The sequence below is a fragment of the Thiomonas sp. UBA7699 genome, assembly GCF_002482605.1.
Lineage (GTDB): Bacteria > Pseudomonadota > Gammaproteobacteria > Burkholderiales > Burkholderiaceae_C > Thiomonas > Thiomonas arsenitoxydans.
Window position 1 is genome coordinate 172085 of sequence record NZ_DLGH01000005.1, and the last position, 26473, is coordinate 198557.

28 protein-coding genes, 1 tRNA gene and 1 riboswitch are annotated in these 26473 nt (G+C 63.6%); of the genes, 19 read left to right on the forward strand and 10 right to left on the reverse strand.

The window, feature by feature from the left end; genetic code table 11:
- The first annotated feature begins 16 nt into the window (after window positions 1-16).
- From B3H47_RS02475 to B3H47_RS02520, 10 genes are all read left to right on the forward strand, one after another.
- Window positions 17-538: a ClpXP protease specificity-enhancing factor gene (locus B3H47_RS02475; protein WP_286985879.1), complete on the forward strand. Its 522-nt coding sequence runs from the start codon at window positions 17-19 to the stop codon at window positions 536-538.
- 62 nt (window positions 539-600) lie between these two features.
- Window positions 601-676, forward strand: a tRNA-Thr gene (locus B3H47_RS02480).
- A 328-nt stretch (window positions 677-1004) separates the two neighbouring features.
- Window positions 1005-1424 carry a DUF971 domain-containing protein gene (locus tag B3H47_RS02485; protein WP_286985880.1) on the forward strand — a complete coding sequence of 140 codons (420 nt, stop codon included), beginning with the start codon at window positions 1005-1007 and terminating at the stop codon, window positions 1422-1424.
- A gap of 29 nt (window positions 1425-1453) precedes the next feature.
- Window positions 1454-2203: a bifunctional demethylmenaquinone methyltransferase/2-methoxy-6-polyprenyl-1,4-benzoquinol methylase UbiE gene (gene ubiE, locus B3H47_RS02490; protein ID WP_286985882.1), complete on the forward strand. Its 750-nt coding sequence runs from the start codon at window positions 1454-1456 to the stop codon at window positions 2201-2203.
- 86 nt (window positions 2204-2289) lie between these two features.
- Window positions 2290-3204: a Tim44 domain-containing protein gene (locus B3H47_RS02495; protein ID WP_286729882.1), complete on the forward strand. Its 915-nt coding sequence runs from the start codon at window positions 2290-2292 to the stop codon at window positions 3202-3204.
- Window positions 3205-3343: 139 nt separating this feature from the next.
- Complete coding sequence (locus tag B3H47_RS02500) at window positions 3344-4003, forward strand: ubiquinone biosynthesis accessory factor UbiJ (RefSeq protein ID WP_286985883.1); 660 nt, start codon at window positions 3344-3346, stop codon at window positions 4001-4003.
- A gap of 7 nt (window positions 4004-4010) precedes the next feature.
- Window positions 4011-5582, forward strand: a complete 1572-nt coding sequence (ubiB, locus tag B3H47_RS02505; protein WP_286985884.1) for a ubiquinone biosynthesis regulatory protein kinase UbiB — start codon at window positions 4011-4013, stop codon at window positions 5580-5582.
- 12 nt (window positions 5583-5594) lie between these two features.
- A complete protein-coding gene (locus tag B3H47_RS02510) occupies window positions 5595-6455 on the forward strand; it encodes an aldo/keto reductase (RefSeq protein ID WP_286985885.1) in 861 nt (286 codons plus the stop codon).
- Window positions 6456-6534: 79 nt separating this feature from the next.
- The gene (locus B3H47_RS02515) at window positions 6535-6810 is read left to right on the forward strand and encodes a DUF4404 family protein (RefSeq protein ID WP_013123769.1); all 276 of its coding nucleotides are present in this window, start codon (window positions 6535-6537) and stop codon (window positions 6808-6810) included.
- Between the two features lie 137 nt (window positions 6811-6947).
- Window positions 6948-8183 carry an MFS transporter gene (locus B3H47_RS02520; protein ID WP_286985886.1) on the forward strand — a complete coding sequence of 412 codons (1236 nt, stop codon included), beginning with the start codon at window positions 6948-6950 and terminating at the stop codon, window positions 8181-8183.
- Here B3H47_RS02520 and metF read toward each other — a convergent pair.
- The 9 genes from metF to B3H47_RS02565 all read right to left on the reverse strand — a co-directional run bounded on the left by metF (window position 8180) and on the right by B3H47_RS02565 (window position 16057).
- On the reverse strand, window positions 8180-9031 hold the full coding sequence (metF, locus tag B3H47_RS02525) for a methylenetetrahydrofolate reductase [NAD(P)H] (RefSeq protein ID WP_414718218.1): 852 nt from the start codon (window positions 9029-9031) through the stop codon (window positions 8180-8182). The two genes, B3H47_RS02520 and metF, sit on opposite strands and share 4 nt — an antisense overlap.
- A 5-nt stretch (window positions 9032-9036) precedes the next feature.
- Window positions 9037-10455, reverse strand: a complete 1419-nt coding sequence (ahcY, locus tag B3H47_RS02530) for an adenosylhomocysteinase (RefSeq protein WP_286985888.1) — start codon at window positions 10453-10455, stop codon at window positions 9037-9039.
- Between the two features lie 59 nt (window positions 10456-10514).
- Window positions 10515-10634: riboswitch (S-adenosyl-L-homocysteine riboswitch) on the reverse strand.
- Between the two features lie 126 nt (window positions 10635-10760).
- Window positions 10761-11390 carry a LysE family translocator gene (locus B3H47_RS02535; RefSeq protein ID WP_156054724.1) on the reverse strand — a complete coding sequence of 210 codons (630 nt, stop codon included), beginning with the start codon at window positions 11388-11390 and terminating at the stop codon, window positions 10761-10763.
- A 61-nt stretch (window positions 11391-11451) separates the two neighbouring features.
- Window positions 11452-12453: a magnesium/cobalt transporter CorA gene (gene corA, locus B3H47_RS02540; protein ID WP_286985889.1), complete on the reverse strand. Its 1002-nt coding sequence runs from the start codon at window positions 12451-12453 to the stop codon at window positions 11452-11454.
- Between the two features lie 136 nt (window positions 12454-12589).
- The gene (locus tag B3H47_RS02545; protein ID WP_156054722.1) at window positions 12590-13033 is read right to left on the reverse strand and encodes a putative toxin-antitoxin system toxin component, PIN family; all 444 of its coding nucleotides are present in this window, start codon (window positions 13031-13033) and stop codon (window positions 12590-12592) included.
- Window positions 13023-13274 carry a type II toxin-antitoxin system Phd/YefM family antitoxin gene (locus tag B3H47_RS02550; RefSeq protein WP_156054721.1) on the reverse strand — a complete coding sequence of 84 codons (252 nt, stop codon included), beginning with the start codon at window positions 13272-13274 and terminating at the stop codon, window positions 13023-13025. The genes B3H47_RS02545 and B3H47_RS02550 overlap by 11 nt, the downstream gene beginning before the upstream one ends.
- A 228-nt stretch (window positions 13275-13502) precedes the next feature.
- A complete protein-coding gene (locus tag B3H47_RS02555) occupies window positions 13503-14279 on the reverse strand; it encodes an EAL domain-containing protein (protein WP_013106473.1) in 777 nt (258 codons plus the stop codon).
- A gap of 94 nt (window positions 14280-14373) precedes the next feature.
- Window positions 14374-15714, reverse strand: a complete 1341-nt coding sequence (gene argG, locus B3H47_RS02560) for an argininosuccinate synthase (RefSeq protein ID WP_286985890.1) — start codon at window positions 15712-15714, stop codon at window positions 14374-14376.
- A 16-nt stretch (window positions 15715-15730) separates the two neighbouring features.
- Window positions 15731-16057: a pyrimidine/purine nucleoside phosphorylase gene (locus tag B3H47_RS02565; protein ID WP_013123777.1), complete on the reverse strand. Its 327-nt coding sequence runs from the start codon at window positions 16055-16057 to the stop codon at window positions 15731-15733.
- 48 nt (window positions 16058-16105) lie between these two features.
- Here B3H47_RS02565 and pip point away from each other — a divergent pair, with 48 nt between their 5' ends.
- Window positions 16106-17056 carry a prolyl aminopeptidase gene (pip, locus tag B3H47_RS02570; RefSeq protein ID WP_276705960.1) on the forward strand — a complete coding sequence of 317 codons (951 nt, stop codon included), beginning with the start codon at window positions 16106-16108 and terminating at the stop codon, window positions 17054-17056.
- Window positions 17057-17091: 35 nt separating this feature from the next.
- Here pip and metK read toward each other — a convergent pair whose 3' ends face one another.
- Complete coding sequence (gene metK, locus B3H47_RS02575; protein ID WP_286985891.1) at window positions 17092-18285, reverse strand: methionine adenosyltransferase; 1194 nt, start codon at window positions 18283-18285, stop codon at window positions 17092-17094.
- A gap of 219 nt (window positions 18286-18504) precedes the next feature.
- Between metK and B3H47_RS02580 the strand changes: the two genes are divergently transcribed.
- From B3H47_RS02580 to dksA, 8 genes are all read left to right on the forward strand, one after another.
- Window positions 18505-19380 carry a lysophospholipid acyltransferase family protein gene (locus B3H47_RS02580; protein WP_286985892.1) on the forward strand — a complete coding sequence of 292 codons (876 nt, stop codon included), beginning with the start codon at window positions 18505-18507 and terminating at the stop codon, window positions 19378-19380.
- Window positions 19377-20282 (forward strand): lipid A biosynthesis acyltransferase, encoded by a 906-nt coding sequence (locus B3H47_RS02585; RefSeq protein WP_013106480.1) that lies wholly within the window; start codon window positions 19377-19379, stop codon window positions 20280-20282. The genes B3H47_RS02580 and B3H47_RS02585 overlap by 4 nt, the downstream gene beginning before the upstream one ends.
- Window positions 20283-20285: 3 nt before the next feature.
- Window positions 20286-21149, forward strand: coding sequence for a diaminopimelate epimerase (gene dapF, locus B3H47_RS02590; protein WP_286985893.1), 864 nt, complete (start codon window positions 20286-20288; stop codon window positions 21147-21149).
- Window positions 21150-21162: 13 nt separating this feature from the next.
- Window positions 21163-21834 carry a DUF484 family protein gene (locus B3H47_RS02595; protein ID WP_286985894.1) on the forward strand — a complete coding sequence of 224 codons (672 nt, stop codon included), beginning with the start codon at window positions 21163-21165 and terminating at the stop codon, window positions 21832-21834.
- A gap of 49 nt (window positions 21835-21883) precedes the next feature.
- Complete coding sequence (locus B3H47_RS02600; protein ID WP_286985895.1) at window positions 21884-22894, forward strand: tyrosine recombinase XerC; 1011 nt, start codon at window positions 21884-21886, stop codon at window positions 22892-22894.
- Window positions 22895-22903: 9 nt separating this feature from the next.
- Entirely contained in the window at window positions 22904-24085 is a 1182-nt protein-coding gene (locus B3H47_RS02605) for a class I SAM-dependent rRNA methyltransferase (protein ID WP_286985896.1), read from the forward strand.
- Window positions 24086-24153: 68 nt separating this feature from the next.
- Window positions 24154-25215, forward strand: a complete 1062-nt coding sequence (locus B3H47_RS02610; RefSeq protein ID WP_013106485.1) for a CobW family GTP-binding protein — start codon at window positions 24154-24156, stop codon at window positions 25213-25215.
- Between the two features lie 734 nt (window positions 25216-25949).
- Window positions 25950-26438 carry an RNA polymerase-binding protein DksA gene (gene dksA, locus B3H47_RS02615; RefSeq protein ID WP_013106486.1) on the forward strand — a complete coding sequence of 163 codons (489 nt, stop codon included), beginning with the start codon at window positions 25950-25952 and terminating at the stop codon, window positions 26436-26438.
- The last annotated feature ends 35 nt before the right edge of the window (window positions 26439-26473 follow it).

Consider the following 26473-nt stretch of genomic DNA (forward strand, 5'->3'; position numbering starts at 1 on the left):
AGTTCGGTGCACCGTGATGAACAGCGATTCGCAAAACATCGGCTCAACCAAGCCCTACCTCATCCGCGCCCTGTACGAATGGTGCACGGATAACGGCCTGACCCCCTACCTGGCCGTACAGGTTGGAGCTGGTGCGCGGGTACCGATGGAGTTCGTGAAAAACGGTGAAATCGTGCTGAACATCAGCTTTGACGCCACCAGCGCGCTGAACATCGGCAACGATGAAATTCGCTTCAAGGCGCGTTTCGGCGGCGTGGCCAGAGACATTCTTGTCCCCATCGGTCAAGTCTCAGCCATCTATGCGCGGGAAAACAGCCAAGGTATGGCCTTTCCGGTCGAAACCGCTGACGAATCAGCCGAGATCGGTGAAGCCAACAACGCACCCGCCGCAGAAGACCAGGGCGAACCGGCTAAAGCCAGCAAGCCCACGCGGCTGCAGCCGGTAAAATCCAAAGCATCGGAATCGGAAGAACCTTCCTCCGAACCACCCCCCGGCGCCCCCCGCCCCGGCGGAGCGCATCTGACCCGCGTGAAGTAGTCCAGCGACCTCAAGGTCACCGGATAACCGGCCCACGCAACCCGGCGCTCAACAGCGCCTACGCCGACTTAGCTCAGCTGGTAGAGCAACCGCCTTGTAAGCGGTAGGTCATCCGTTCGATTCGGATAGTCGGCACCAATCTCTGTTTGGGATTCCAGTCCATGCTGCCTGATGCCAGGCAGTGCGCATGCACGCGTAATTCCAGCACGAACAAGTCGGATAAAAAATTATCTGGACAACTCGTCTCAATTTGTATCAAATGGTGACTGAGCCTTTACTGGCTCTTTCAGGGAGTGTGCAATTCACCCAGGTCGACATCGACCTGGGTTTTTTTTCGCCTCCGTTTTTCGTCTCTCTCTTTTTCTCTCATCTCTTCCTCACCTAAACCGCCCATGCCTGCCGCAGGGGGCAAATGCTGTTAGCGACTCTGAGAGACAATAGACTCATCTCGGTTCGGTATCTGCTCATGCCCTCTCCCACCCCTCGCACCGATTGGCCTCAGGCCATCGTTCTGCACAAGTTATCTCGCGTGCTCGAACTCACCTATGCCGACGGAACCCAATACCTGCTGCCGTTTGAGCTGATGCGGGTCTATTCGCCGTCTGCCGAGGTGCGCGGGCACGGGCCTGGGCAGGAAACCTTGCAGACTGGCAAGCGTCTCGTCGAGATCGATAGTGTGATGCAGGTCGGAAACTACGCCATCCAGCCGCACTTCTCTGACGGCCATGACAGCGGCATCTACAGTTGGGACTATTTGCATTTCCTGGGGCAAAACCAGGAGTCGCTCTGGGCCGACTATCTGAACCGCCTACAGGCTGCCGGTGCCGACCGCGACGCGCCCATGCCCGAGGCTACGTCCAACGCACACCACTGCTCGTCTCACTGAGCCTTACTGACCCTCGCATCGAGCTTCCCATGTCCGATACCCAATCCACCTCTACCACCCATTTCGGCTACCAGCAGGTCGCCGAAGATGAAAAAGCTGCGCGCGTGCGGGGTGTGTTCGATTCGGTCGCGTCGCGCTACGACGTGATGAACGATTTGATGAGTGGCGGCCTGCACCGCGTCTGGAAGGCGTTCACGATTGCCCTCTCGGGTGTGCGCCCAGGTCAGCGCGTGCTGGATGTCGCTGCGGGAACCGGCGATCTGTCGCGCGCTTTCGCCCGCAAGGTCGGGCCCACTGGCATGGTGGTGATGAGCGACATCAATGGCTCCATGCTGCGGGCGGGCCGAGATCGGCTCATCGACTCTGGCGTGCTGGTGCCGACGGTCTTGTGCGACGCCGAAAAGCTGCCCTTCCCGGACGCGCAATTCGATCTGGTGAGCGTGGCATTCGGCCTGCGCAACATGACCCACAAAGATGCGGCGCTGCGCGAGATGCAACGTGTGCTCAAGCCGGGCGGCAAATTGCTCGTGCTGGAGTTTTCCAAGCCCTGGGCGCCGCTGCGCGGGGCCTACGACCTCTACTCCTTCCAGGTTTTGCCGCGCCTGGGCAAGATGGTTGCGGGCGACCCGCAGAGCTACCAATACCTGGCCGAATCCATCCGCATGCACCCGGATCAGGAAACCCTCGCTGGCATGATGCGTGAAGCGGGTTTCGGTCATGTCGATTGGCACAACCTGACAGCTGGCGTCGTCGCGCTACATATCGGACAGAAATTTTGAGCTGACGCAATGCAAAACGCGCGCATTGAACTTTTACACCGATCTGGTAACAAAATGTCACTTCTTCTCGACTTTCTGGAAATTGCATGAAAACGACTGGCTTGCTTCGCACCCTTCTGACCTTCGGCCTGACATTGACTCTCGCTCTGGGTCTTGCACTGAGCGCTGTCGATGCGCATGCCAAACGTATGGGCGGCGGCAAGAGCATGGGGCGGCAGAGCAATGCCGTTACGCAGCGCGAAGCGGCACCGCCGCAACAAGCCGCGCCCGCCGCCACGCGTCAGCAGGCCGCGGCCACGCCGCCCGCCAAGCAGCCCAGCCGCTGGGGTGGCATTCTGGGGGGTCTGGCTGCCGGTCTGGGTCTTGCCGCGCTGTTCCACGCACTCGGCTTCGGCGGCGCGCTGGGCTCCTTCCTCGGCTCGGCGCTGATGATCGGTCTGCTCGCGCTGGCCGCGTTCTGGATTTTCAATCTGCTGCGTCGCAAGTCCAGCACTGACAAGTCCGCCCAGCCCATGCAATATGCAGGCGCTTCGCAGGGCTATGCGCAGGCTCCGCTGGGCGTCGAAACGCATATGCCGGCGCAGTGGACGCCTGGTGCCGGTTCGCAAACCGCAAGTGGGGCGAGCATTCCGGCCGATTTTGATCGCGACGGGTTTCTGGCAAGCGCCAAGCAGCACTACATCCGCTTGCAGCAAGCCTGGGATGCGGCTGATCTGAACAGCCTGAAAACCTTCACCACCGCCGAGATGTACGACGCCCTGGCTGCCGATCTGCAACAACGCGGCATGACGCCCAACAAAACGGAAATCGTGACCCTCGAAGCCTCGCTGCTCGCGTTGGAAGAAACCCCGACTGAATACGTTGCCAGTGTCGAGTTCTCCGGTCTGGTGCGCGAAGAAACCTGGGGTGGCGCGAGCCCGGTGCGCGAGGTGTGGAACCTGGTGAAACCTCGCGATGGCTCCAGCGGTTGGCAACTGGCCGGTATTCAGCAGTTGAATTGACGCACCGAATCTACCCTGCTGCGCTTTCACTCTACGCCGCAGCCGCGCAAGCGCTGCGGCGTTTTTCATGCAGCGCTTGCGCGACCAAACCTCTCAACGGAGGCAGGCTCCTAGAATGCGTCATTAAACGCCATTCCTCATGCGCATTCCCGACTTTCAGCCCCTGATTCCCGATCGCACTTCGCTGGTGCGCAGACTGCAGTACCTGGTTTTGCCAGCGCTCAATCATCTGCTCGCATCCGACCCACGCGCTCAGGGCAAGCTTGGCGCCCATGCAGGCAAGGCGGTGGTATTTACTGCGCTGGGTATTGATTTGCTGTGGGAGATCGAACCGCAAGGCTTGCTGCGCACTGCAACGCCTACAGCGCTCGGTAATGATGAGGCCGACCTGCACATCACCCTCGATCTGGATGCCTTGCGTGAGGCCATCGCCAAGCGCGCGCCGCTGAATTTGACGGGCGCCCGCATTACCGGGGACGCCGAGCTGGCCCAGACGCTGTCATGGCTGATGACCCACGTGCGCTGGGATGCTGAAGACGATCTCGCGCAACTCGTCGGCGATATTCCTGCGCACCGCATTTCCCGGGCCGGGCAAAAGTTGGCGGCACAGGGACAGCAAGCCTGGACGCGTGCCCACGACGATGCGCGCGACTGGTTTGCCGCGAGCCCGCGTGCTTTGGTCAGCCGCGGCGAATTGGCGCAAATGCAAGAACAAGTGCGCGAATTGCGCGATCAAGCCGCACGGCTGGAAAAGCGTCTTGCCCTATTGCGCAAGCAATCGAGCGCCCGCGGGAACTGAACGACCGATGCGCCGCCTGCTCCGCCTGCTGAAGATTGTTTCCGTCATCCTGCGCCACGGCTTGGATGAAATGGCGCTGTCGAGCTTTCGCCATCCCTGGCTGCGTCGGCTCTCCCGGGTGCTCAGCTTCGGGCGTCCGCTCAATCGTCCACGCGGCGAGCGTTTGCGTCTGGCGCTGGAGAGTCTGGGGCCGATTTTTGTCAAATTCGGCCAAGTGCTTTCAACCCGCCGCGACCTGTTGCCGCCCGACATCGCCGACGAACTCGCCAAGCTTCAGGACAACGTGCCCCCGTTCGACTCCGAGGTCGCCGTGGCCATCATCGAGCGTTCGTTCGGTAGACCCATCGAAACCTTGTTCGCCACCTTCGAGCGCAAGCCGGTGGCCAGCGCCTCGATCGCGCAGGTGCATTTCGCCACCTTGCCCTTGCAACAGGGCGGTGCCGAGGTGGCGGTCAAGGTGCTGCGTCCGGGCATGCACAAAGTCATCGATGAAGACCTCGCGCTGATGCACACCATGGCAGCCTGGGTAGACCGGCTGTGGAGTGAGGGCAAGCGACTGAAACCGCGCGAAGTGGTGGCCGAGTTCGACAAATACCTGCACGACGAGCTCGACCTGATCCGCGAGGCGGCCAACGGCACGCAACTGCGGCGCAATATGGCCTCGCTCGACCTGCTGCTGATTCCCGAAATGCACTGGGAGCTGTGCCGCAGCGACGTGATTGTGATGCAGCGCATGTACGGCGTGCCGATCGGCCGTGTCGACGCGCTGCGTGCTGCCGGCGTCGATTTCAAGCAACTGGCCAAGGCCGGGGTGGATATCTTTTTCACCCAGGTGTTCCGCGACGGGTTCTTTCATGCCGACATGCACCCGGGCAATATCATGGTCAGCCTGCAGCCCGAGACGTTCGGCCGCTACATCGCGCTGGACTTCGGCATTGTCGGCACCCTGTCCGACTTCGATAAAGACTATCTGGCGCAGAACTTCATTGCCTTTTTCCGCCGCGATTACAAGCGCGTGGCCGAACTGCATGTGGAGTCGGGCTGGGTGCCGGCCGATGCCCGCATCGACGAACTCGAAGCGGCGGTGCGCAGCGTTTGCGAGCCGCAGTTCGCCCGCCCCCTGAAAGACATTTCACTCGGCCAGGTACTGCTGCGGCTGTTTCAGGTTTCGCGCCGCTTCAAGGTGGAAATCCAGCCCCAGCTCGTACTGCTGCAAAAAACCCTGTTGAACGTCGAGGGGCTGGGTCGCCAGCTCGACCCCGATCTCGATCTCTGGACAACAGCGCAGCCCTTTCTCGAAAAATGGATGAAAAGCCAGGTGGGCTGGCCTGCCTTCCGCGACAAGCTCAAGAACGAATCGACCCGCTACGCACAATACCTGCCGGAAATCCCTCGTCTGCTGCATCAGGCCCTGCTGGCGCAGGAAAAGCGCGACGACCCCGTGCTGCGCGAGCTGCTGCAGGAACAGCGGCGGACTAATGCCCTGCTGCAGACGTTGATGGCGTTTGTCGTCGGCTTCATCGTGGCCGTACTGCTGCTCGCCGCGGTGGACAGTCACTGGCTACAACTCTTGTTTTGACGCTCCTCCGCCATGCTCATGCCACAACGCACATTACCCGACGGTAGCGCCATCCCCGCACTGGGTCTGGGCACTTGGCGTATGGGCGAACGCGCCGAGGCGCGTGCCGCTGAAATCCTTGCGGTACGCGAAGCGCTGCGCATGGGATACCGCCTGATCGACACCGCCGAGATGTACGGCGAAGGCGGCGCCGAGAGCATGCTGGGCGAGGCGCTGTGGCAGGCGTTTGCCGCAGGCGAGGCGCAACGCGAAGACCTCACCATCGTCAGCAAGGTTTACCCGCACCATGCCAGCACCCGCGGGGTGGTCGAAGCCTGCGAACGCAGCCTGCGGCGCTTGAAGCTCGACCGCATCGATCTGTACCTGCTGCATTGGCGCGGCGAGTTTGCGCTGGCTGAAACGCTGGCCGGGTTTGCCCAGCTCCAGAGCCGCGGTTTGATCCGTCACTGGGGTGTGAGCAATTTCGATGTGGCTGATCTGGAAGAGCTGTTCGCGCTGCCAGGCGGATCGGCCTGCGCCGCCAATCAGGTCTATTACAGCCTGGGCGCGCGGGGCGTGGAATTCGACCTGCTGCCCTGGCAGGCGCGCCACCGGCTGCCGCTCATGGCCTACAGCCCTATTGATCAAGGCGCGCTCTGCGGCCACCCCGCGTTGCAGAGGATCGGTCAGCGGCTCGGCGTCAGCGCGGCTCAGGTGGCGCTGGCCTGGGTGCTGCGCCAACCCGAGGTCATTGCCATCCCCAAGGCCGTGCGTACCGCGCACCTGCAAGACAATCTGGCCGCCGCCGAGTTGCAACTTTCGGCAAGCGATCTGCAAGCGCTGGACGCCGCCTTTGCCCCGCCGAGCCATAAACAGCCTCTGGCGATGATTTGACAGCTAGGTTTGAGCTATTTGCTTGCCGCGCCTGCCGCGTCTGGGCACAATGCCTTAGTCTCCTGCAATCAACTACATCATGTCTGATACACAAATCCGCGACACCCTGCAGCGCCTGCACACCGTGCTGCAATCGCAGCCCGCCATCGACCCCGAGCTCAAGAGCCTGCTGCAGACCCTGGATCGCGACATTCAGGCCGCACTCGAACGCAAGCAGACTGAATCGGCTCCCGCGCCGAACGACGATCTCGCGGAACAGGCGCAAACCCTGGCCACCCGTTTCGCCGCCGAGCACCCGAATGTCGATCTGGTCCTGCGCGAACTGCGCAGCCTGCTGCTCGGCCTAGGGCTGTAAAGACTCGCACCCGCCGCCGGGCTGAGTCTTTGCACGGCGTTTTTGAGAAAACGCAGGGGCGAGCGGGCCGGAGTGAAGTCCCCCGACAAGCGGCCTTTTTGATGCGCCGCGACAATGGTGCATTCGCAAAATTCACCATGTCTGCAAACGTCTCCGTCGCTGCCCCCCAGCTCTGCGCACATCCGCCCCTATCGCGCCATTTCATTGCCTATATGGCGGTGGCCTGTGGGGTGTCGGTCGCCAATATCTACTACGCCCAGCCCCTGCTGGAGCAGTTCGCGCGGCAGTTTCACACCACCGTGGCTGGTGTGGCGGCCGTGCCCTCGGCCACGCAGATCGGCTACGCCGCGGGGCTGATGTTCCTCGGCCCGCTGGGCGACCGGCATGCGCGGCACCAGGTGATTCTCATCATGGCTGCGCTGCTCGTGCCCGCGCTGATCGGCGCTGCGCTGGCGCCCAGCGTGCTGCTGCTCGCCACCGCCTCGTTCGCCATCGGCATGCTCTCCAGCATTGCGCAGCAGATCATTCCCATGGTGGCGCACCTCGCGCCGCCGCAGGCGCGCGGCAAGGCCATCGGCCTAGTGATGAGCGGTCTGCTCGTGGGTATTCTGGGCGGTCGGGTGCTGGCCGGCGGCATTGCGGCGCTGCTGAACTGGCAGGCGGTGTTCGCCTTCGCCACGCTGGTGAATATTGGGATGTGGATCATGCTTTGGCGCGTACTGCCGCGTCTGCCGGTTGATGCCCACGCCACAGACCAGAGCTATGCTGCCCTGCTCGGCTCCACCCTGAAGCAGTTCGCCCTGCATCGCGATTTGCGCTTTGCCGGCATCACCGGCGGGCTGTTTTTCGCCAGCTTCAGCGTGTTCTGGGTGGGTCTCACGCCGCTGCTGCAGAGCCCGGCCTATGGCTTCGGCCCGGCGGTGGTAGGCGCCTTCGGCATTCTGGGCATCATGGGCGCGACGGTGGCGCCGATCTCCGGTCGCTATTCCGACAAGCCGGGCGGGCCGCGCCGCGTGCTGTTTGTCGCGCTGGCGCTCACCGTGCTGTCGTGGGCCTTGTTCGCGCCGGGCACGCACGGGCTTTGGTGGCTGATCGCCGGGGTGCTGGTGCTCGACGCCGGGGTGCAGGGTTCGCAGATCGCCAACCAGACCCGCATCTATGCCCTGGACGCCGCCGCGCGCAGTCGCATCAACGCCGTGTACATGACGCTGTATTTCATCGGTGGCTCGGTGGGTTCATTCGTCGCCAGCCATGCGTGGACGGCCGGTGGCTGGCCCGCCGTGACGCTGGCGGGCGCAGGCTTCGCACTGGCGGCGTTGCTGCTGCACGCCGCCAGTGGAAGCCGCCAGCGCGGCTTAACCTCAAACGCTTAACGTCCGAGATCGTCGAGCACGGCCAGAGTGGCTTCGGCCTGGTTCAGGGTGTAGAAATGCAGCCCTGGCGCGCCGCTGGCGATGAGTTCTTCGCACAGGCTGCTGACCACCTCGCGGCCGAAGGCGCGGATACTCTCTCGGTCGTCGCCATAGCTTTGCAGGCGCAGTCTGATCCAGCGGGGAATCTCTGCGCCGCAAACTTCAGAGAAGCGCAGCAACTGGCTGGAATTGGTGATGGGCATGATGCCCGGCACCACGGGCACGTCGAGACCGAGCGCGCGCACGTCGTCGACAAAACGGCGGTAGGCCGCAGCGCTGTAGAAGTACTGCGTGATGGCCGAGTTCGCCCCGGCGCGTACCTTGTCGGCGAAATGCTGCAGATCATCGAGCGGGCTTCTGGCCTGCGGATGCATCTCGGGATAGGCAGCCACTTCGATGTGAAACGCGCTGCCCATTTCGTCGCGGATGAACGCCACCAGATCGCGGGCATGGTGGAACTCGCCGCCGATGCCGTAGCCCGAAGGCAGGTCGCCACGCAACGCCACGAGACGCTTGACGCCCGCGGCCTGAAAGTCGCGCAGATGCCCGCGCACCGAATCACGGCTGGCACCGATGCACGACAGATGGGGCGCGGCGTCCACGCCTTCGGCGAGGATGTCGCGCACCGTCTGCAGCGTGCCTTCCTGCGTGGAGCCGCCGGCCCCGAAGGTCACGGAACAGAACTCGGGCTGACGTGCGTACAGACGCTGCCGCACCGCCCGGAGTTTGTCCGCACCCTCGGGCGTCTTGGGCGGGAAGAACTCGAAGCTGAGATTGACCCGAGGAGATACCGATTGTGCGGAAGCCATGCGCATCAGTACCGGTAGTGGACCGGCTTGTACGGACCGTCTTTGGGCACATTGATGTAGGCGGTCTGCTGGTCGCTCAGCGTGGTGAGCTGCACATTGAGGGTGCTGAGCTGCAGACGCGCGACATGCTCGTCGAGGTGCTTGGGCAGGGTGTAGACGCCCACAGGGTATTCGCCGGTCTTGGTGAACAGCTCGATCTGCGCCAGGGTCTGATTGGCGAAGCTGGAGCTCATGACGTAGCTCGGATGGCCGGTGCCGCAGCCCAGATTCACCAGACGGCCCTTGGCCAGCAGGATGATGCGTTTTCCGTCCGGGAAGATGATGTGATCGACCTGCGGCTTGATCTCTTCCCACTGGTACTTCTCGATGCCCGCGACGTCGATCTCGTTGTCGAAGTGACCGATATTGCAGACGATGGCCTGGTTCTTCATGCGGGCCATGTGATCGTGGGTGATGACGTGGTAGTTGCCGGTGGCGGTGACGAAAATGTCGGCGTGCTCGCAGGCATAGTCCATGGTCACCACGCGATAGCCTTCCATCGCGGCCTGCAGGGCGCAGATCGGGTCGATCTCGGTCACCCACACCTGGGCCGACAGCGCGCGCAGCGCCTGTGCCGAGCCTTTGCCCACGTCGCCGTAACCGGCGACCACGGCGATCTTGCCGGCGACCATTACATCGGTGGCGCGCTTGATACCGTCCACCAGACTTTCGCGGCAGCCATAGAGGTTGTCGAACTTGCTCTTGGTCACGCTGTCATTGACGTTGATCGCAGGAAACTTCAGCTCGCCGCGCTGGTGCATCTGATAGAGGCGGTGCACCCCGGTCGTCGTTTCCTCGGTCACACCCTTGATCTGCGCCAGGCGGGTGGAATACCACTTGCCGTCCTTCGACAGCTTGGCCTTGATGGCGGCAAACAGCACGCGCTCTTCTTCGCTGGTGGGATGGTTGAGCACGGCAGCGTCGGTCTCGGCGCGTGCGCCCAGATGCAGCAGCAGGGTGGCATCGCCGCCGTCGTCCAGAATCATGTTGGAGTAGCCGCCATCGGTCCACTCGAAAATGCGGTGGGTGTATTCCCAATAATCTTCGAGCGACTCGCCCTTCACCGCGAATACCGGCGTGCCGTTAGCGGCAATGGCCGCGGCGGCATGGTCTTGCGTGGAGAAAATATTGCACGACGCCCAGCGCACCTGCGCCCCCAGCACCTGCAGGGTTTCGATCAGCACGGCCGTCTGTATGGTCATGTGCAGACTGCCGGTGATGCGCGCGCCGCGCAGCGGCTGGCGGGCGGCATATTCCTCGCGGATGGCCATGAGCGCGGGCATCTCGCTCTCGGCAATGGCAATCTCGCGACGGCCCCAGTCGGCCAGGCCGATGTCGGCAATTACATAATCAGGGGAAATTTTCATATCGACCACAGCGTTCATACAAACTCCGAACAAAGTGGCCGGGAACGGATGCGCACCGCATCCCGCGCCCGGCACGGGTTGGGTGAGCGCCGTTGAAGGAAAGCCGCCAGCAAGGTGTAGCGGCCTGCGATCAAAGACCCGAGCCTGGCGACAGCGGCGAACAACTCGCCCCGTGCGTTGCAACGCTCCTCGGGAAGCCACACATTCTATCGGTTTGCCGCAGGTTTGCCACGCGCACCGCAGGCCGTGAAATGACTGCTCCCACCCGCGCACCGCCTGATTCTGGAGTGGATTACTGCGGCGCCGCGTTGACTTGTCCCGCTCTACACCCGCGACGCCAACGCCAGACGCAGGCCCAAGCCGACGAACACCACGCCCGTCAGCCGCCGCACCCAAAGCGCCAGGCGCTGCATGCGCCCCAGATGGCGCGCCCGCGCCGCCACCCAGGCCACGCCCAGATTGAATAGCGTGCCATTGACGGTGAACACCACGCCGAGCAACAGAAACGCCCAGCCCTGTCCGCGCGTCGAGGTGCCAACGAACTGCGGCAAAAAGGCCAGAAAAAACAGCACGATCTTCGGGTTGAGCACATTGGTCAGCACGCCTTGCCAGAACACCGCCCGCAAGGGTGCGGCAGCCATCGGCGCTGTAACCGCTGGCGCCTGCGTCCTTGCACGCAGCAGACCCACCCCCAGCCACACCAGGTAGGCCGCTCCCATCCACTTGACCACGTTGAACGCCAGATCCGACGCGGCAATCAGCGCCGACAGCCCCACTGCGGCCGCGGTGACATGCACCAGACAACCCGCCCCAACCCCCAGCGCCGCCATCGCCCCGGCCCTCACCCCCTGCCCAGCACTACGCGACACGATGAACAACATATCCGCGCCGGGGGTCATATTGAGCAGCAGGCCCGAGAGCAGGAACAAGGCGAAGTGGTGGATGTCGGGCATGGGCGGCAAGCTCTAGTGGCAAAAGAGCAATAGTTTGGGTTTGGGGTGGGGCGAACCCTGGCTACAACCAGCGAGAGCGCTTGAGCCAGTAGTACAGCCCGCCGCACAAACCCAGTGTGAAGACGAGCAATGCCGGATACGACCAGCGCCAGTCCAACTCGGGCATGTGCCGGAAGTTCATGCCGAACCAGCCGGTGAGCAGCGTGGGCACGGCCAGCAGCGCGGCCCAGCCGGCCAGCCGCTTGACCACCTCGTTTTGCTCCAGCGTCACAAGAGAGACCGAGACGTTCATCGCCGCCGAGAGCATTTCGCGCAGCGCGCCCACCGTGTCGTTGATGCGGTTGGCATGGTCGTTCACGTCGCGGAAGTAAGGCCTCATGGCCTCAGGCATCACGTCGCCCGGCAGGCGCTGAAGCTGCGCCAGCACATCCTGCAAAGGCGCCACCGCCAGTCGCAGGCGCGTGAGTTCGCGCTGCATGGCGTACAGCCGCTTGAGCGTGCCGCGCCGCCATTGGCGCGCGAAGATCTCGCCTTCCAGCTCCTCCAGCTCGGCCCGATAGGCCTCGACGATGGGCAGGTACCCGTCAACGATGGCATCGAGCACCGCGTACAGCGCATACCCCGGCCCCTGCGCGAGCAGCGCGGGCGTCTGCTCGACATTGCGACGCACCGTCGCGTAGCCGGTCGAATCCCCATGCCGGATGGTGAGAATGTAGTTGCGGCCCATGAACACATGCGTCTCGCCGAACCGCACATGCACGCCGCTGCGCGAGGCCGTGCGTGCCACGACAAAAAGCGATTCGCCATAAGCCTCCAACTTGGGGCGCTGGTGCGCCTTGGCGGCGTCTTCCACCGCCAGCGGGTGCAGGCCAAACTCGTGCTGCATCTGCGCCAGCAAGGCCGCATCCGGCTCATACAGCCCCACCCAGACAAACCGGTCGGGCAAGGCGAGCATGTCGCTGATCGCCTCCAGCGCGATATCACCCACCCGCCTCCCGCTGCGGTCATAGGCCACACAGGCGCGAACGGGGTTTTCGACGTTGGGGGTGTCAGAAAGAGGCATGGGATGGTTTCATTCGTTGGCCTAATGGGGCGAATCGTCAGCGGACAAATGCGCGTGATTTTGCATTGCCGAACGAGCCGACATGCTGGAACGACAGTACCGCCCGTCCTTCCGGCGTCATGCAGCACATTGCCAGCTAAGCAAACTCGGGATGCTGCAAGGCCTGCGCAGGCGTGAGGATGCGCAACCCGATTGGAGGCGGATTCACCCCCAACAGGTCTTGGTCGCCGGTGACCAGCCATAAGGCTTGCGCCACCTCGGCGGCGTGAATGAAGGCGTCGTCGTCGGGATCGCGGCTGAACGTCTGTGCAGCCAACCCGGGCGGAACATCCACCCAAAGCGCTGCGGCGCTCAGATCGTGTAGAAGTTGCTGCCGGACCTCGATGGACAGATACGGGTCGAACTTAGGCTTCCACAAGCGAGTCTCAAGTTCGGCAAAGGTGTGCGTCGTCAGCACGACCAGACCGTGCTGCAGAACGCGGCGCACCACTTGCGCGGGCGCACCCGGCGGTGAAAGCGCGGCGCTGATCCAGACATTAGTGTCGATCACGAAACGCCGCGAATCGCGCTCAACTTTCATCAGCCAAGAGATCGTTCAATGCCTGTTCGGTCAGCCCGCCCTGCTGTGCCAGCGCCGCACTGCTTTCCAGCGTGTGCTGCAGGCGGTTGGCATAGAAGGCGCGCATGGCCTCGAAGTCTTGCGCGCTGACCATCACCCCCACGACGCGGTCGTGCCGCATGACGCGCACGGGCTCACGTTGCACCCGGTCGAGAAATTCGCCGAAGCGCGTCTTGGCTTCATTCGCGGTGTAGGTCTGCATAGGCACCCCCTTTTCGATCAATGCGGGAATGCCCCATTCTACCGCTCGATTCGTTCGATTCGCGCGGTCTGTGGGGCGAATGGCTCGTCCGCTCACCCAAACACTGTTCGCGCATATCAGGGTTGCGCCCCAGCATGGGCCGCTGCGAGCTTAGCCTCGTCCCAAACCCGAGTCCTCGCTGATCTGCTCTCAAAAACAGTCGGAAATCATGCGGAACCTGACAAATAATCAACCCAGTGCATGACTGAACAAATTCGGGTCGATTTGTCCCAACCCCTCAAATACCGGTCGAGAAAAATAGAACCCCTGAAACAAATTGATTCCCATACGCTCAAGGCACAGATATTCCTCTCGCGTTTCTACGCCCTCCGCGATGACCCGGATATTCAGATCTATGCAGGTCTGAATAACCCCACGGATAATGGAGGCCTTGATGCGGTCTTCGTTAACGTTACGCACCAATGCCATATCCAGCTTGACAATATCCGTTTGCAATTCGGCAAGCAGATTCAGCCCTGCAAAACCGGCACCAAAATCATCAATCGCCGTCAGAAAACCTCTGCTTTTATAGTCGTTAATGATGGACTTCAAGTGCCCGACATCTTCAACACGCTCGCTCTCGGTCACTTCAAACAGCAGACGGTCTGGCGGAAAACTGTACTGTTCCGCCGCGGCCAAAGTGGCGCGAATACAGAGCTCAGGTTTGTAAACCGCATTCGGAAGAAAATTGATGCTCAGATAGCCTTTCAATCCCAACCGGGCGGCAAGCGCTACCGCCTTGACGCGGCAAGTCTGATCGAATCGATAGCGATTATCGTCGTTCACCTTCTCAAAAATGGTGCTTGCGGGCTCACCCTGCAAACCACGCGCCAAGGCTTCATGTGCAAAAATTGTACCGCTGCGTGAATCCACAATGGGCTGAAACGCCATGGTGAAATCAAAATCCAGTGGAGGCGAATCGAAACACAGCTTGCAGCCCGTCGCCGCCAATGAATTGATATTCAAAATAGTTCTCCTCGGGGGATAATCAACCTCATGGTGATAGGGGAGAGAGAAGATCAGGAGTCATGCATGACCAAGAACACATGCATCTGCGGCTTCACTCCCCCTTCTCCCCTTCCAACCGCAACATACTCGCGCCCTCGCCCAGCGAAATCAGCCCGGTCTTGGCGTAGATGCCGAGCTTGGCGCGGGTGTCGGTGATGTCGAGGTTGCGCAGGGTCAGCTGGCCGATGCGGTCCAGCGGGCTGAACGGGGCGTCTTCCACCTTTTCCATGCTCAGGCGCTCGGGGGCGTAGGTCAGGTTGGGGCTCTCGGTGTTGAGGATGGAGTAGTCGTTGCCACGGCGCAGTTCCAGCGTCACTTCGCCGGTCACGGCGCGGGCCACCCAGCGCTGGGCGGATTCGCGCAGCATCATCGTTTGCGGGTCGAACCAGCGGCCCTGGTAGAGCAGGCGGCCGAGCTTGAGACCGCCCATGCGGTACTGCTCGATGGTGTCTTCGTTGTGGATGCCGGTAACCAGGCGCTCGTAGGCGATGTGCAGCAGCGCCATGCCGGGGGCTTCGTAGATGCCGCGGCTCTTGGCTTCGATGATGCGGTTCTCGATCTGGTCGCTCATGCCCAGGCCGTGGCGGCCGCCGATTTCGTTGGCTTTGAGGAAGAGCGCAACCGCGTCGCTGAAGGTCTGGCCGTTGAGGGCGACCGGCTGGCCTTCCTCGAAACGAATGGTGACTTCTTCGGCTTTGACTTCCACTTCGGGCTTCCAGAACGCCACGCCCATGATGGGATTGACGATGCGGATGCCACTGCTCAGTTGCTCCAGGTCTTTGGCTTCGTGCGTGGCGCCGAGCATATTGCTGTCGGTGCTGTAGGCCTTTTCCACCGACATCTTGTAATCGAAGCCGTTGGCAATGAGAAACTCGCTCATTTCCTTGCGGCCGCCGAGTTCGTCGATAAAGGTCTGGTCGAGCCAGGGTTTGTAGATTTTCAAGCTGGGGTTGGTGAGCAGGCCGTAGCGGTAGAAACGTTCGATGTCGTTGCCCTTGAAGGTGCTGCCGTCGCCCCAGATGTTGACGTCGTCTTCCTTCATAGCGGCCACCAGCATGGTGCCGGTGACGGCGCGGCCCAGCGGGGTGGTGTTGAAGTAGGTGACGCCGCCGGTGCTGATGTGGAAGGCGCCGCACTGGATGGCGGCAATGCCTTCGTGCGCAAGTTGCACGCGGCAGTCGATCAGGCGGGCCTTTTCAGCGCCGAAGCCCATGGCCTTGCGCGGAATGTCGTCGTAGTCGCTCTCGTCGGGCTGGCCGAGGTTGGCGGTGTAGGCGTAGGGCTGGGCGCCCTTTTTTTTCATCCACAGCAGGGCGGCGGAGGTGTCGAGGCCGCCGGAGAAGGCGATGCCGACTTTTTGCCCGGTAGGCAGGTTTTGCAAAATGGTAGCCATGGGTTTTGAGCGCGGGTTAGCCGAAATGGCAGATGTAGTGATAGGCGGTTTCGCCTTCCGGCACGCGAATCTCGAAGCGGGTATTGCCGGGTACGCTGAAACGCTCGCCCACCCCGGATTTCACCCAGACGTCGCTGCCCGGCAGTTTGTACTCGCAGGCCCCGGCCACGCATTCCATGATTTCGGGCGCGCCGGTGTTGAAGGTCAGCGTGGCGGGCAGGATGACACCGACTGATTTTTTCGTACCGTCAGCCAGGGTGATGCCGTGGCTGACGCATTTGCCGTCGAAGTACACATTGGCCTGCGTGTTGACGGTCACGCCGCCGATCTGGGTGGTGCTCATGGATAGGTTCGGGCAGGGGGAAAAGAGACCCGCTATTCTGCCATTCCCATGAACTTACGCACTTATTACCCGCCCATCGAACCCTTCAAAACCGGCGTGCTCGACACCGGCGAAGGCCACCAGATCTACTGGGAACTCTGCGGCAATCCGCAAGGCCAGCCTGCCGTCTTTCTGCACGGCGGGCCGGGCTCGGGCTGTTCGCCGGATCATCGCCGACTGTTCGACCCGCAGCGCTACTGCGTGCTGCTGTTCGACCAACGCGGCTGTGGACGATCGACCCCGCACGCCTCGCTGGAGAACAACACCACCTGGCATCTGGTGGCCGACATCGAGCGGCTGCGCACCCTGCTGGGCGTGGATCGCTGGCTGGTGTTCGGCGGCTCGTGGGGCAGCACCCTGGCCCTGGCCTATGCCCAGACGCACACCGCGCGAGTGTCGGCGCTGATCCTGCGCGGCATCTTCACCCTGCGGCGGGAGGAGCTGCTGTGGTTCTACCAGGAGGGTGCGTCGTGGCTGTTTCCTGATCTGTGGGAGGGCTTTCTGGCGCCCATTCCCGAAGCGGAGCGCGGCGATCTGATCGGCGCTTATCGCAAACGGCTGACGGGGGCCGACCCGGCAGCGCAACTGGCCTGCGCCCGCGCCTGGAGCGTGTGGGAGGGGCAGACCATCCGTCTGCTGCCCGATGCGGTCAACGCCGTACATCATGCGCAAGATGCGTTCTCGCTGGCCTTCGCCCGCATCGAGAACCACTACTTCGTGCATGAAGGCTGGATGGAACAAGGCCAGTTGATCCGCGACGCAGGCAAGCTGGCCGAGGTGCCTGGCGTCATCGTGCAAGGCCGGTACGACGTGTGCACCCCGGTACGCAGCGCCTGGGACTTGCACCGTGCTTGGCCGCAAGCCGACTTTCAGCTCGTGCCCGACGCCGGGCACGCCTACAACGAGCCGGGCATCCTCTCGCGTCTGATCGAGGCGACGGACCGATTTTCCGGCTATTGAAGTCACCGAACCCGCCGCCCCTGACACGCCCTCTTTTACGCCGTCGTGGCGGCCTGCAGCGCGCCCAGCCCGGCGTCGTCGCGCAGCTTGGCGGCTTTGTCGGTGGCCTCCCAGCTGAACTCGGGTTCGTCGCGGCCGAAGTGGCCGTAGGCGGCGGTCTTGGAATAGATGGGGCGACGCAGATCGAGCATTTCGATAATGCCGCGCGGCCGCAGATCGAAGTGACGGCGCACCAGTTGTTCGAGCTTGGCGTCGTCGATCACGCCGGTGCCCTGCGTCGTCACCATGATGCTGGTGGGCTGGGCCACGCCAATGGCGTAGGAAATCTGCACCAGGCATTTCTTGGCCAACCCGGCAGCCACAATGTTCTTGGCCACATGGCGCGCAGCGTAGGCGGCCGAACGGTCGACCTTGGTCGGGTCTTTGCCGCTGAAGGCACCGCCGCCATGCGGGGCCGCCCCACCGTAGGTATCGACGATGATCTTACGCCCCGTGAGACCGCAGTCGCCCTGCGGGCCGCCGACGACGAAGCGGCCGGTCGGGTTGATGAGGTACTTCACCTCGCCGCGCATGAACTCCGCGGGCAGCACGGGTTTGATGATGTGCTCGATGACCGCTTCGCGCAGATCGGCCAGCGCGATGTCGGGCGCGTGCTGGGTGGACAGCACCACCGTGTCGATGGCCACGGGATAGCCGTTTTCGTAGCGGAAGGTGATCTGGCTCTTGGCATCCGGGCGCAGCCAGGGCAGACGGCCGTCACGGCGCAACTGGCTCTGGCGCTCGACCAGGCGGTGCGCGTAGTAGATCGGCGCGGGCATGAGCTCGGGGGTTTCGTCGCAGGCGTAGCCGAACATCAGCCCCTGGTCGCCGGCGCCGATGTCGAGTTCGTCGTCGTGCGCCTTGTTCACGCCCTGGGCGATGTCGGGGCTTTGCTTGTCGTAGGCGACGAGCACCGCGCAGCTTTTGTGGTCGATGCCGAAATCGGCGTCGTCGTAGCCGATGCGCTTGAGCGTGTCGCGCGCGACCTGGATGTAATCGACCACGGCCGTGGTGGTGATCTCACCCGCCAGCACGATGAGGCCTGTGTTGGCCAGGGTTTCGGCGGCAACGCGGGAGGCCGGGTCTTGCGCCAGATTGGCGTCGAGAATGGCGTCGGAAATCTGATCGGCCACCTTGTCGGGATGGCCTTCGGAAACGGACTCGGATGTAAACAGGAAGTGGTTTGCCATGACGGACCTTTCTTTGAACGGTTGGATCGACGCCACCGTTTGGGTCTCGCACGGCGACGCTTTAGCGGACATCTACGCAGCCGCCCCGAAGGTCGCCTGCCCCTGCCACCCCGCAAGTTGTCATTAACTCGGTGGCAATGTCATGGATTCTATGCGCGCCCTTTGTTCAGCGGCGCTTCGTAACATGGCACCCTTTGCACCTCAGGGAAATCCTTCATCGTGCTGCTCCGCGTGTTCCGCTGGCTGTCTGTCTTGCCGCTGGGTTTGCTCCAGTCGCTCGGGGCGGCGCTCGGCCTGCTGGTTTATGCCGCTTCAAGCGTGTATCGCCAGCGTCTGCGCGCCCATCTGCAACAGGCGGGCTATGCACCGGAGCAGCTTGCGCGCAAGGCTGCCGCGCAGGCCGGACGCATGGTCGGCGAGTTGCCCGTGGTCTGGTTCCGGCGCGGCGCTGCGGCGCCCGTGCACCGGGTGCAGGTGATAGGCAAGGAGCATGTCGATGCCGTTCGCGCCCAGGGCATGGGCGTGCTGTATCTCACGCCGCACCTGGGATGCTTTGAAATCTCGGCGCAAGCGGCCGCGCTCTGGAGCCCGATCACGGTGATGTTCCGCCCGCCGCGCAAGGCCGTGCTGCTGCCGCTGGCCCTGGCCTCGCGCCAGCGCCACAATCTGGCCACCGCCCCGGCCAATCTCGCCGGGGTGCGGCAATTGCTGCGCGCCCTGCGCGCGGGGGAGTCCGTCGGTCTGTTGCCCGATCAGGCGCCCGGCAGCGGCGAAGGCGTCTGGGCCGACTTTTTCGGCCGCCCGGCCTACACCATGACCCTGCCCGCGCGCCTGGTGCAACTGGGCAACGCCCGCATCATTCTGGCCTCGGCCCTGCGCCTGCCCGGCGGGCGCGGCTACACCCTGACGCTGGAGCCGTTTCCCGAAGCCCTGGACGCCGATCCGCAACGCGCCGCCACGCAGATCAATCGTGCGCTGGAAGGTCTGATCCGGCGCCGTCCCGAGCAATATCTCTGGGCCTACAACCGCTACAAAACCCCCTCGGGCGCACCGCCGCCCCCCGCGCCGAATCTTGCCGAGGAAAGCGCGCCATGAAGTCGCTGTTCGCCCGTCTGAGCATCGGCCTTGTCTGGCTGCTGCATCTGCTGCCCTACCCGCTGCTCGCTGCGCTGGGCACGGCGGTGGGCTGGTTGCTGTGGCCGCTGGCCCGCTCGCGTCGGCGCATCACCCTGCGCAATCTGCAACTGTGTTTTCCCGACTGGACGGCTGCGCAGCAGCGCGCCGTGGCGCGGCAGCATTTCGTTTTTGTCGCCCGGGCGTTTCTCGAACGCGGCGTGCTCTGGTACGCCAGCCCGAAGCGCCTGCAGCGCCTGCTGCATCTCGAAGGCCCGGTGGAGGAAGCGCTGAACGGCAGCCGCAACACCCTGCTGCTGGGTTTTCACTTCGAGGGGCTGGACGCGGGATGGACGGCGCTCAGCTTGGTGGCGCCGCGCCCGGTTTCGGGCATGTACACCCCGCAGAAAAACAAGGTACTCGACGATTGGGTGGTGGCGCGGCGCAGCCGCTTTCACACCGCCGCCATCGTCTCGCGGCATGACGGCGCGGCAGGCATGTTGCGACAACTCAAAGCCGGGGTGCCGTTCTACACCCTACCCGACATGGACTTCGGCCTGCGCAGCTCGCGCTTCATCGACTTTTTCGGCGTTCCCGCTGCCACCCTCGACGTCGCCCCGCGGCTGGCGGCTTCCGCCGACGCCCGGGTCTACGCCGTGGTCACGCGCATCCTGCCCGGTGCGCGCGGCTACGCCATCACCGTGCATCCCGCCTGGGGCGATTTTCCCGCGCTGGACGCCCGGGGCAAGCCCGCCGACATCGACGCCGATCTGCGACGCATGAACCGTTTCATCGAAGAGCAGGTGCGCACCATGCCCGCGCAATACCATTGGGTGCACAAGCGCTTCAAGAACCGCCCCGAAGGCGAGCCCTCTCTTTACTGACCCATGCAAGTCGCGTTCACCAAAATGCACGGCGCCGGAAACGACTTTGTCGTGCTCGACGCCACCCGCGCCCCGCTGGCCCTCAGCGCGGCGCAACTGCGCCTGCTGGCCGACCGGCACTTTGGCGTGGGCGCTGACCAGATTCTGCTGGTCGAAGCCGCACCCTCGCCCGAAGTCGATTTCGGCTATCGCATTTTCAACGCCGACGGCGGTGAGGTGGAGCAATGCGGCAATGGCGCGCGCTGCTTCGTCGCCTATGTGCACGGCAAGGGGCTCACCGCCAAAAGACGCATCCGGGTGCAGACGCTCTCCGGCCTCATAGAACCCGAGCTGCAGCCCGACGGCCGCGTCACCGTGGACATGGGCGCGCCGGTTTTCGATCTGCCGCGCGTGCCTTTCGAGGCCCACGGCCTGAGGCCGCGGCAGGTGGATGGCTGGGAGCAATGGCCGCTGGACCTCGCAGGGGCCACCGCCTGGGTGAGTGTGCTGTCGATGGGCAACCCGCATGCGGTGCAACGGGTGGACGATGTGGACACCGCGCCCGTCTTGCGCGACGGCCCGCTGATCGAGCATCACCCTCGTTTTCCGCGCCGGGTCAACGCCGGCTTCATGCAGATCGTCGATGCCCAGCACATCCGCCTGCGCGTCTGGGAGCGCGGCGCGGGCGAAACCCTGGCCTGCGGCACTGGCGCCTGCGCCGCCGTGGTGGCCGGGTTGCGCCACGGCTGGCTGCAAGGCGCGGTGGACGTGCAGACCCATGGCGGCGAGCTGACCATTTCATGGGCGGGAGCAGGCCAGCCCGTGCGCATGACCGGCCCCGCCGCTTTTGTTTTTGACGGCACGATCGACCTTCCCGATCTGCCCTGATGGAGAACACCCGATGGAACTGAGCGAACACGATCTGGCCGCCTACCTAGCCGCCAACCCCGAATTCTTCGAGCGCCACGCCGAACTGCTTACCACCGTGCAACTGCTCAGCCCGCACGGCAACCGCGCCGTCTCGCTGCAGGAGCGGCAGATGGAAATGCTGCGCGACAAAATGCGCACTCTGGAACATCGCCTGGCCGCGATGATGCGCAACGCGGTGGACAATGAAACCCTGGCTGGCAAGCTGCTGTTGTGGGCCCGCGATGTCATGCTGGCGCAACAGGGCGCACCGGAGCAGTTGCCGCAAACGCTGCAAGACACCCTCAAGTCCGCTTTCGACCTGCCCATGACCGCGCTCAAGCTCTGGCCGGTGCGCGAAGCGTTCGCCGAGCTCGACTTCGCCACCGGGGTGAGCGAAGACGCCAAGACCTTCGCCGCCAGCCTGGCCGCGCCCTTCGTCGGCCCCAACCCCGGCTTCGAGGCCGCGCACTGGCTGCCGGACGCGCAAATGGCGCAATCGCTCGCGCTCATTCCGCTGCAAAACCCGCACACCAGCATGTGCATGGGGCTGCTGGTGCTGGCCTCCCCCGACAGCCAGCGTTTCACCGCCGATATGGGCACTGACTTCCTCAACCACATCAGCCAGTTGGCCAGCGCCGCGCTCGTCGGCCTGCTCGTGCGCTGAGCCCGCCCAGGCCATTCTCCGCCCCGCTGTTTGCCACGCAGTTCACCCTATGGCCGCGTCCGGCTCACTCCCGCTCAATAGCCCGACCTTGCGTCAGTTGGCGGCAGACTATCTCGCGCACGCGCAAACCGAACGCCGTCTGGCCGACGGTACGTTAGTCAACTATCGGCGCGACCTCGATGACCTGCTGCAGCGCGCCGAAACGCTGGGCGCAGCGCCAATCGAGTCGGTGCACATCCGCCGCTGGGCCGCGCAGCTTCACGCCAGCGGCATGAGCCCGCGCGCCATCGCGGCGCGGCTATCGGCCTGGCGCAGCTTTTTCCGCTGGATGGGGCGGCTAGGCTTCGTCGCCGCCAACCCGGTGCAGGACGTGCGTGCGCCCAAGGCCGCCAAGCCGCTACCCAAGGCGCTTTCGGTCGATCAGGCCGTGGCGCTGGCCGCCTACAGCCCGCAAGAATCCGCGCCCGCATCGCAACCGCACCGACGCCCGCACCAGGCCGAACCCTTCGCCACCCGCAGCGCGCGGGTGCATGCCATCGCCGAACTGCTTTATTCCTGCGGGCTGCGCGTGTCCGAGCTCACCGGGCTAGACCTGCGCGCCAGCAAGACCGCGCGCGGCTGGATCGACTGGGACGCCGCCGAAGCCACCGTCACCGGCAAGGGCAACAAGCGGCGCAGCGTGCCCATCGGCCGTCCCGCCCTACTGGCGCTGCGGCAATGGCTGGAGCAGCGCCCCGCCCTGCTCCGTCCCGATGCCGACGCCGACGCGCAGGTCGCGCTGTTTCTCGGCGCACGCGGCGCACGCCTCACGCCGCAACGCGTCTGGCTGGAACTGCGCGAGCACGCCCGCGCTGCCGGGCTCGATGCCCGCGTGCATCCGCATATGCTGCGCCACTCCTTCGCCTCGCATGTGCTGCAGTCCAGCGGCGATTTGCGCGCGGTGCAAGAATTGCTCGGTCACTCCAGCATTGCCACTACACAGGTCTACACCCGCCTGGACTTCCAACATTTGGCCAAGGTCTACGACGCCGCCCATCCCCGGGCGCGCAAAAAACCCTAAGGCCCCTCCATGAAAACCATCCGCCTTCATCCGGGCAAGGAACGCTCCTTGCTGCGCCGCCACCCCTGGGTGTTCGCCAGCTCGATCGCCAAAGGCAGCGCCGACAGCGGCGAGACCGTCCGCGTGGAATCGCACGACGGCCAGTTTCTCGCCTGGGCCGCGTTCAGCCCCGCTTCGCAAATCCGCTTGCGGGTCTGGAGCTTCGAGGCCACGCAGCGCATCGACGCCCGCTTTTTCACCGAGCAACTGCGCGCGGCCATCGCCCGCCGCCAAGCGCTCGGGCTGGATCTCACCGCCTGCCGCCTGGTACACGGCGAGAGCGATGGTCTGCCCGGTTGCATCGTCGATCGCTACGCCGACATCGTGGTGCTGCAAGCGGGCAGCGCGGGGATTGAGCGCTGGAAATCGGTGATCGTCAGCGCCCTGCACGCCCTCACGCCCGAAACCCGCGTTTACGAACGCTCGGACGCCACGCTGCGCGAACGCGAAGGCCTGCCCGCGGCCACCGGCTGGCTGCTGGGCGAAGGGCAAACGCAGGTCGAGATCCATGAAAACGGGCTGCGGCTGCAGGTCGATGTCGCCACCGGCCACAAGACCGGCTTCTACCTCGATCAGCGCGACGCCCGCGCCCGCTTTGCCGACACGGTGCGCGCGCACGGCCTGCAGCGCGTGCTCAACTGCTTCAGCTACACCGGAGGCTTCTCCCTGGCCGCCCTGGCCGGCGGGGCGCCGCAAGTCACCTCGGTCGATTCCTCCGCGCCCGCGCTGGCGCTAGCGGCCGAGCATGTCGCGCTCAATGGCTTCGATCCGGCGCGAGCGCAATTCATCGACGCCGACGTCAACGCCACTCTGCGCCGCCTGCGCGAAGAAGGCGCGCAGTTCGACGCCATCGTGCTCGATCCGCCCAAATTCGCCGCCAGCCCGCAACAGGTCGAACGCGCCGCGCGCGCCTACAAAGACATCAATCGCCTGGCCTTCCATCTGCTGCCACCGGGCGGCTGGCTGTTCACCTTTTCGTGCTCGGGCGGCGTCAGTGCCGAGCTGTTCCAGAAAATCGTCGCTGGCGCCGCCCTCGACGCGGGCGCAGACGCTCAGATCGTCGCCCGCACCGGCGCCGGGCTCGACCACCCCTTGAGCCTGCATTTCCCCGAAGGCGAGTATCTCAAGGGGCTGCTGCTGCGCCGCAGTTGAACTTCCGGTTGATTTTTCGTTGATCGCCCCGATCTGAATGGGCGTTGCTTCTTTCAAGGAATCCCACCATGGCCTCCCTCATTCCCGCCACCATCGTCACCGGTTTTCTCGGCAGCGGCAAAACCACCTTGCTCAAGCGCGTGCTGCACGAAGCGCATGGCTCCAAGATTGCCGTGATCGAAAACGAGTTCGGCGAAGAGAACATCGACAGCGACATCCTGGTGCAGGAAGCGGGAGAGCAGATCGTGCAGATGTCGAATGGCTGCATCTGCTGCACCATTCGCGACGATCTGCGCGCCACGCTGGCCGATCTGGCCGCCAAGCGCCGCAAGGGCGAGCTGGTGTTCGACCGCGTGGTCATCGAGACCACCGGCATCGCCGACCCTGGCCCGGTGGCGCAGACCTTTTTCATGGACGACGAGGTCGCCAGCCAGTACATGCTCGACGCCATCCTCACCCTGGTCGATGCCAAACACGCCAACCAGCAGCTCGACAGTCGGCAGGAAGCGCGCCGCCAGGTGGGTTTCGCCGACCAGATTTTTATCAGCAAGGCCGATCTGGTCAGTGCCGACGAACTCGCCGCCCTGCAACACCGACTCGCCCACATGAATCCGCGCGCCAAGCAAAGCGTGGTGCATTTCGGCGAGGTGCCGCTGTCGCAGGTGCTCGACCTCAAGGGTTTCAACCTCAACGCCAAGCTCGATATCGACCCCGACTTCCTCAAGGCCGATGATCACGATCATCACGACCACGACCATGATCACGACCACCATGACCATGATCACGAGCATGGCGAACACTGCAATCACCCGCACCATCACCACCACGACGATGATGTGAAATCCTTCGTTTACCGCGCCGACAAACCCTTCGATCCGGCCAAGCTCGAAGACTTTCTCGGCGCCATCGTGCAGGTCTACGGCCCGCGCATGCTGCGCTACAAGGGCGTGCTGAACATGCAGGGCATCGACCGCAAAGTGGTGTTCCAGGGCGTACACCAGCTCATGGGCAGCGATCTCGCCGCCCCCTGGGGGCCGCAAGAGCAGCGGCAGAGCAAGATGGTGTTTATCGGCATCGATCTGCCGCGCGACATCCTCGAAAAAGGCCTGCAGCAATGCTTGATCGGATGATGCATTTGCCTTGCCACCCGAAATGAATAGAATCGGGCGGTTTTGGCAGTGGCCAGCCCGGGCAGAGGCTATCCAGAATGACAGCTCGCCCGATAAACCGCAGTCATGGTGGAATTGAGGAGCGGTTGGGTTGGGTTGGGTTGGGTTGCAGTGGGGCTGACCTGCACCTCGGCACAGCAAAGGCATGATGCCAAGAGTACGGCAAAGAGCGCGGTCAAGAGGGGTGGAAAGTCAAGGGGTGGAAAGTCCGGGGGCGAGTCCAGCGATGGGCGGCTCCACACGTTCAAATCAGCGCGCGGTCAGCGCACGACGAATTCACTTCGTCCGTGCCGGGCTACGCAGCAAATCAGGCGGCAATGGGCCGTCGGATGGGAAAGTTCGGGAGGATTTTCGTGGTCAAGTCGTCTCAAAAAGCGGTCGCAGCCCCAGGCAAGAGCAAGCCTGCGGCGGCAGACAAAATACCCGCAGTCAAACCAGTTGCAGCCAAGACCAAGGCGGCGCCAGCCGTTCAGGCGACGCCAGTAGTGCCCGACAAAGTTGTGCCCGCCAAGTCAGCCGCTAAAGCTACAGCGGCGCAAACCGCGCCAGCCGTCTCTGCCGCACCTGCCAAAAAAGTCACCGCTTCCCCGGCGCTTCGGCGCTCATCTTCGTCTGGCGTGAGTAAACTCCACGCCTCAAAACCCTTGTCGGCGGCCATGGGGTCGCCGGAACCTATCCGACTCGACAGAAGTTCCATGAGCAGCACAACCATCGAACCCACCCCCAGAAAATCCGATCCCAAGCATGCCAATGCCTGGAAGCACAAGACTGCCTCCGAACTGACCGAGCAAGAATTGCTGGCCATGCCCGAGTCGGAATACATGAACGAAGTCCAGCTCGACTACTTCAAGCGTCTGCTCAGCACCATGCGCGACGATCTGATCAAGAGCGCGGGCGAAACTACCGAGCATCTGCGCGAAGACACGCTGCTGGTCCCCGACCCGGCCGATCGCGCCACCATCGAAGAAGAGCACGCGCTGGAGTTGCGCACCCGCGACCGTGAGCGCAAGCTGCTGAAAAAAATTGACCAGTCGCTGCAGCGTATCGAAAGCGGCGAATATGGCTGGTGCGAAGAAACAGGCGAGCCCATTGGCATCGGCCGTCTGCTGGCCCGGCCGACGGCCACCCTGTCGCTCGAAGCGCAGCAACGCCGCGAGCTCAAGCAGAAGATGTTCAACGATTGATTGAAGATCTGTCGCCTCCCTGCGGCAGGCGCGAT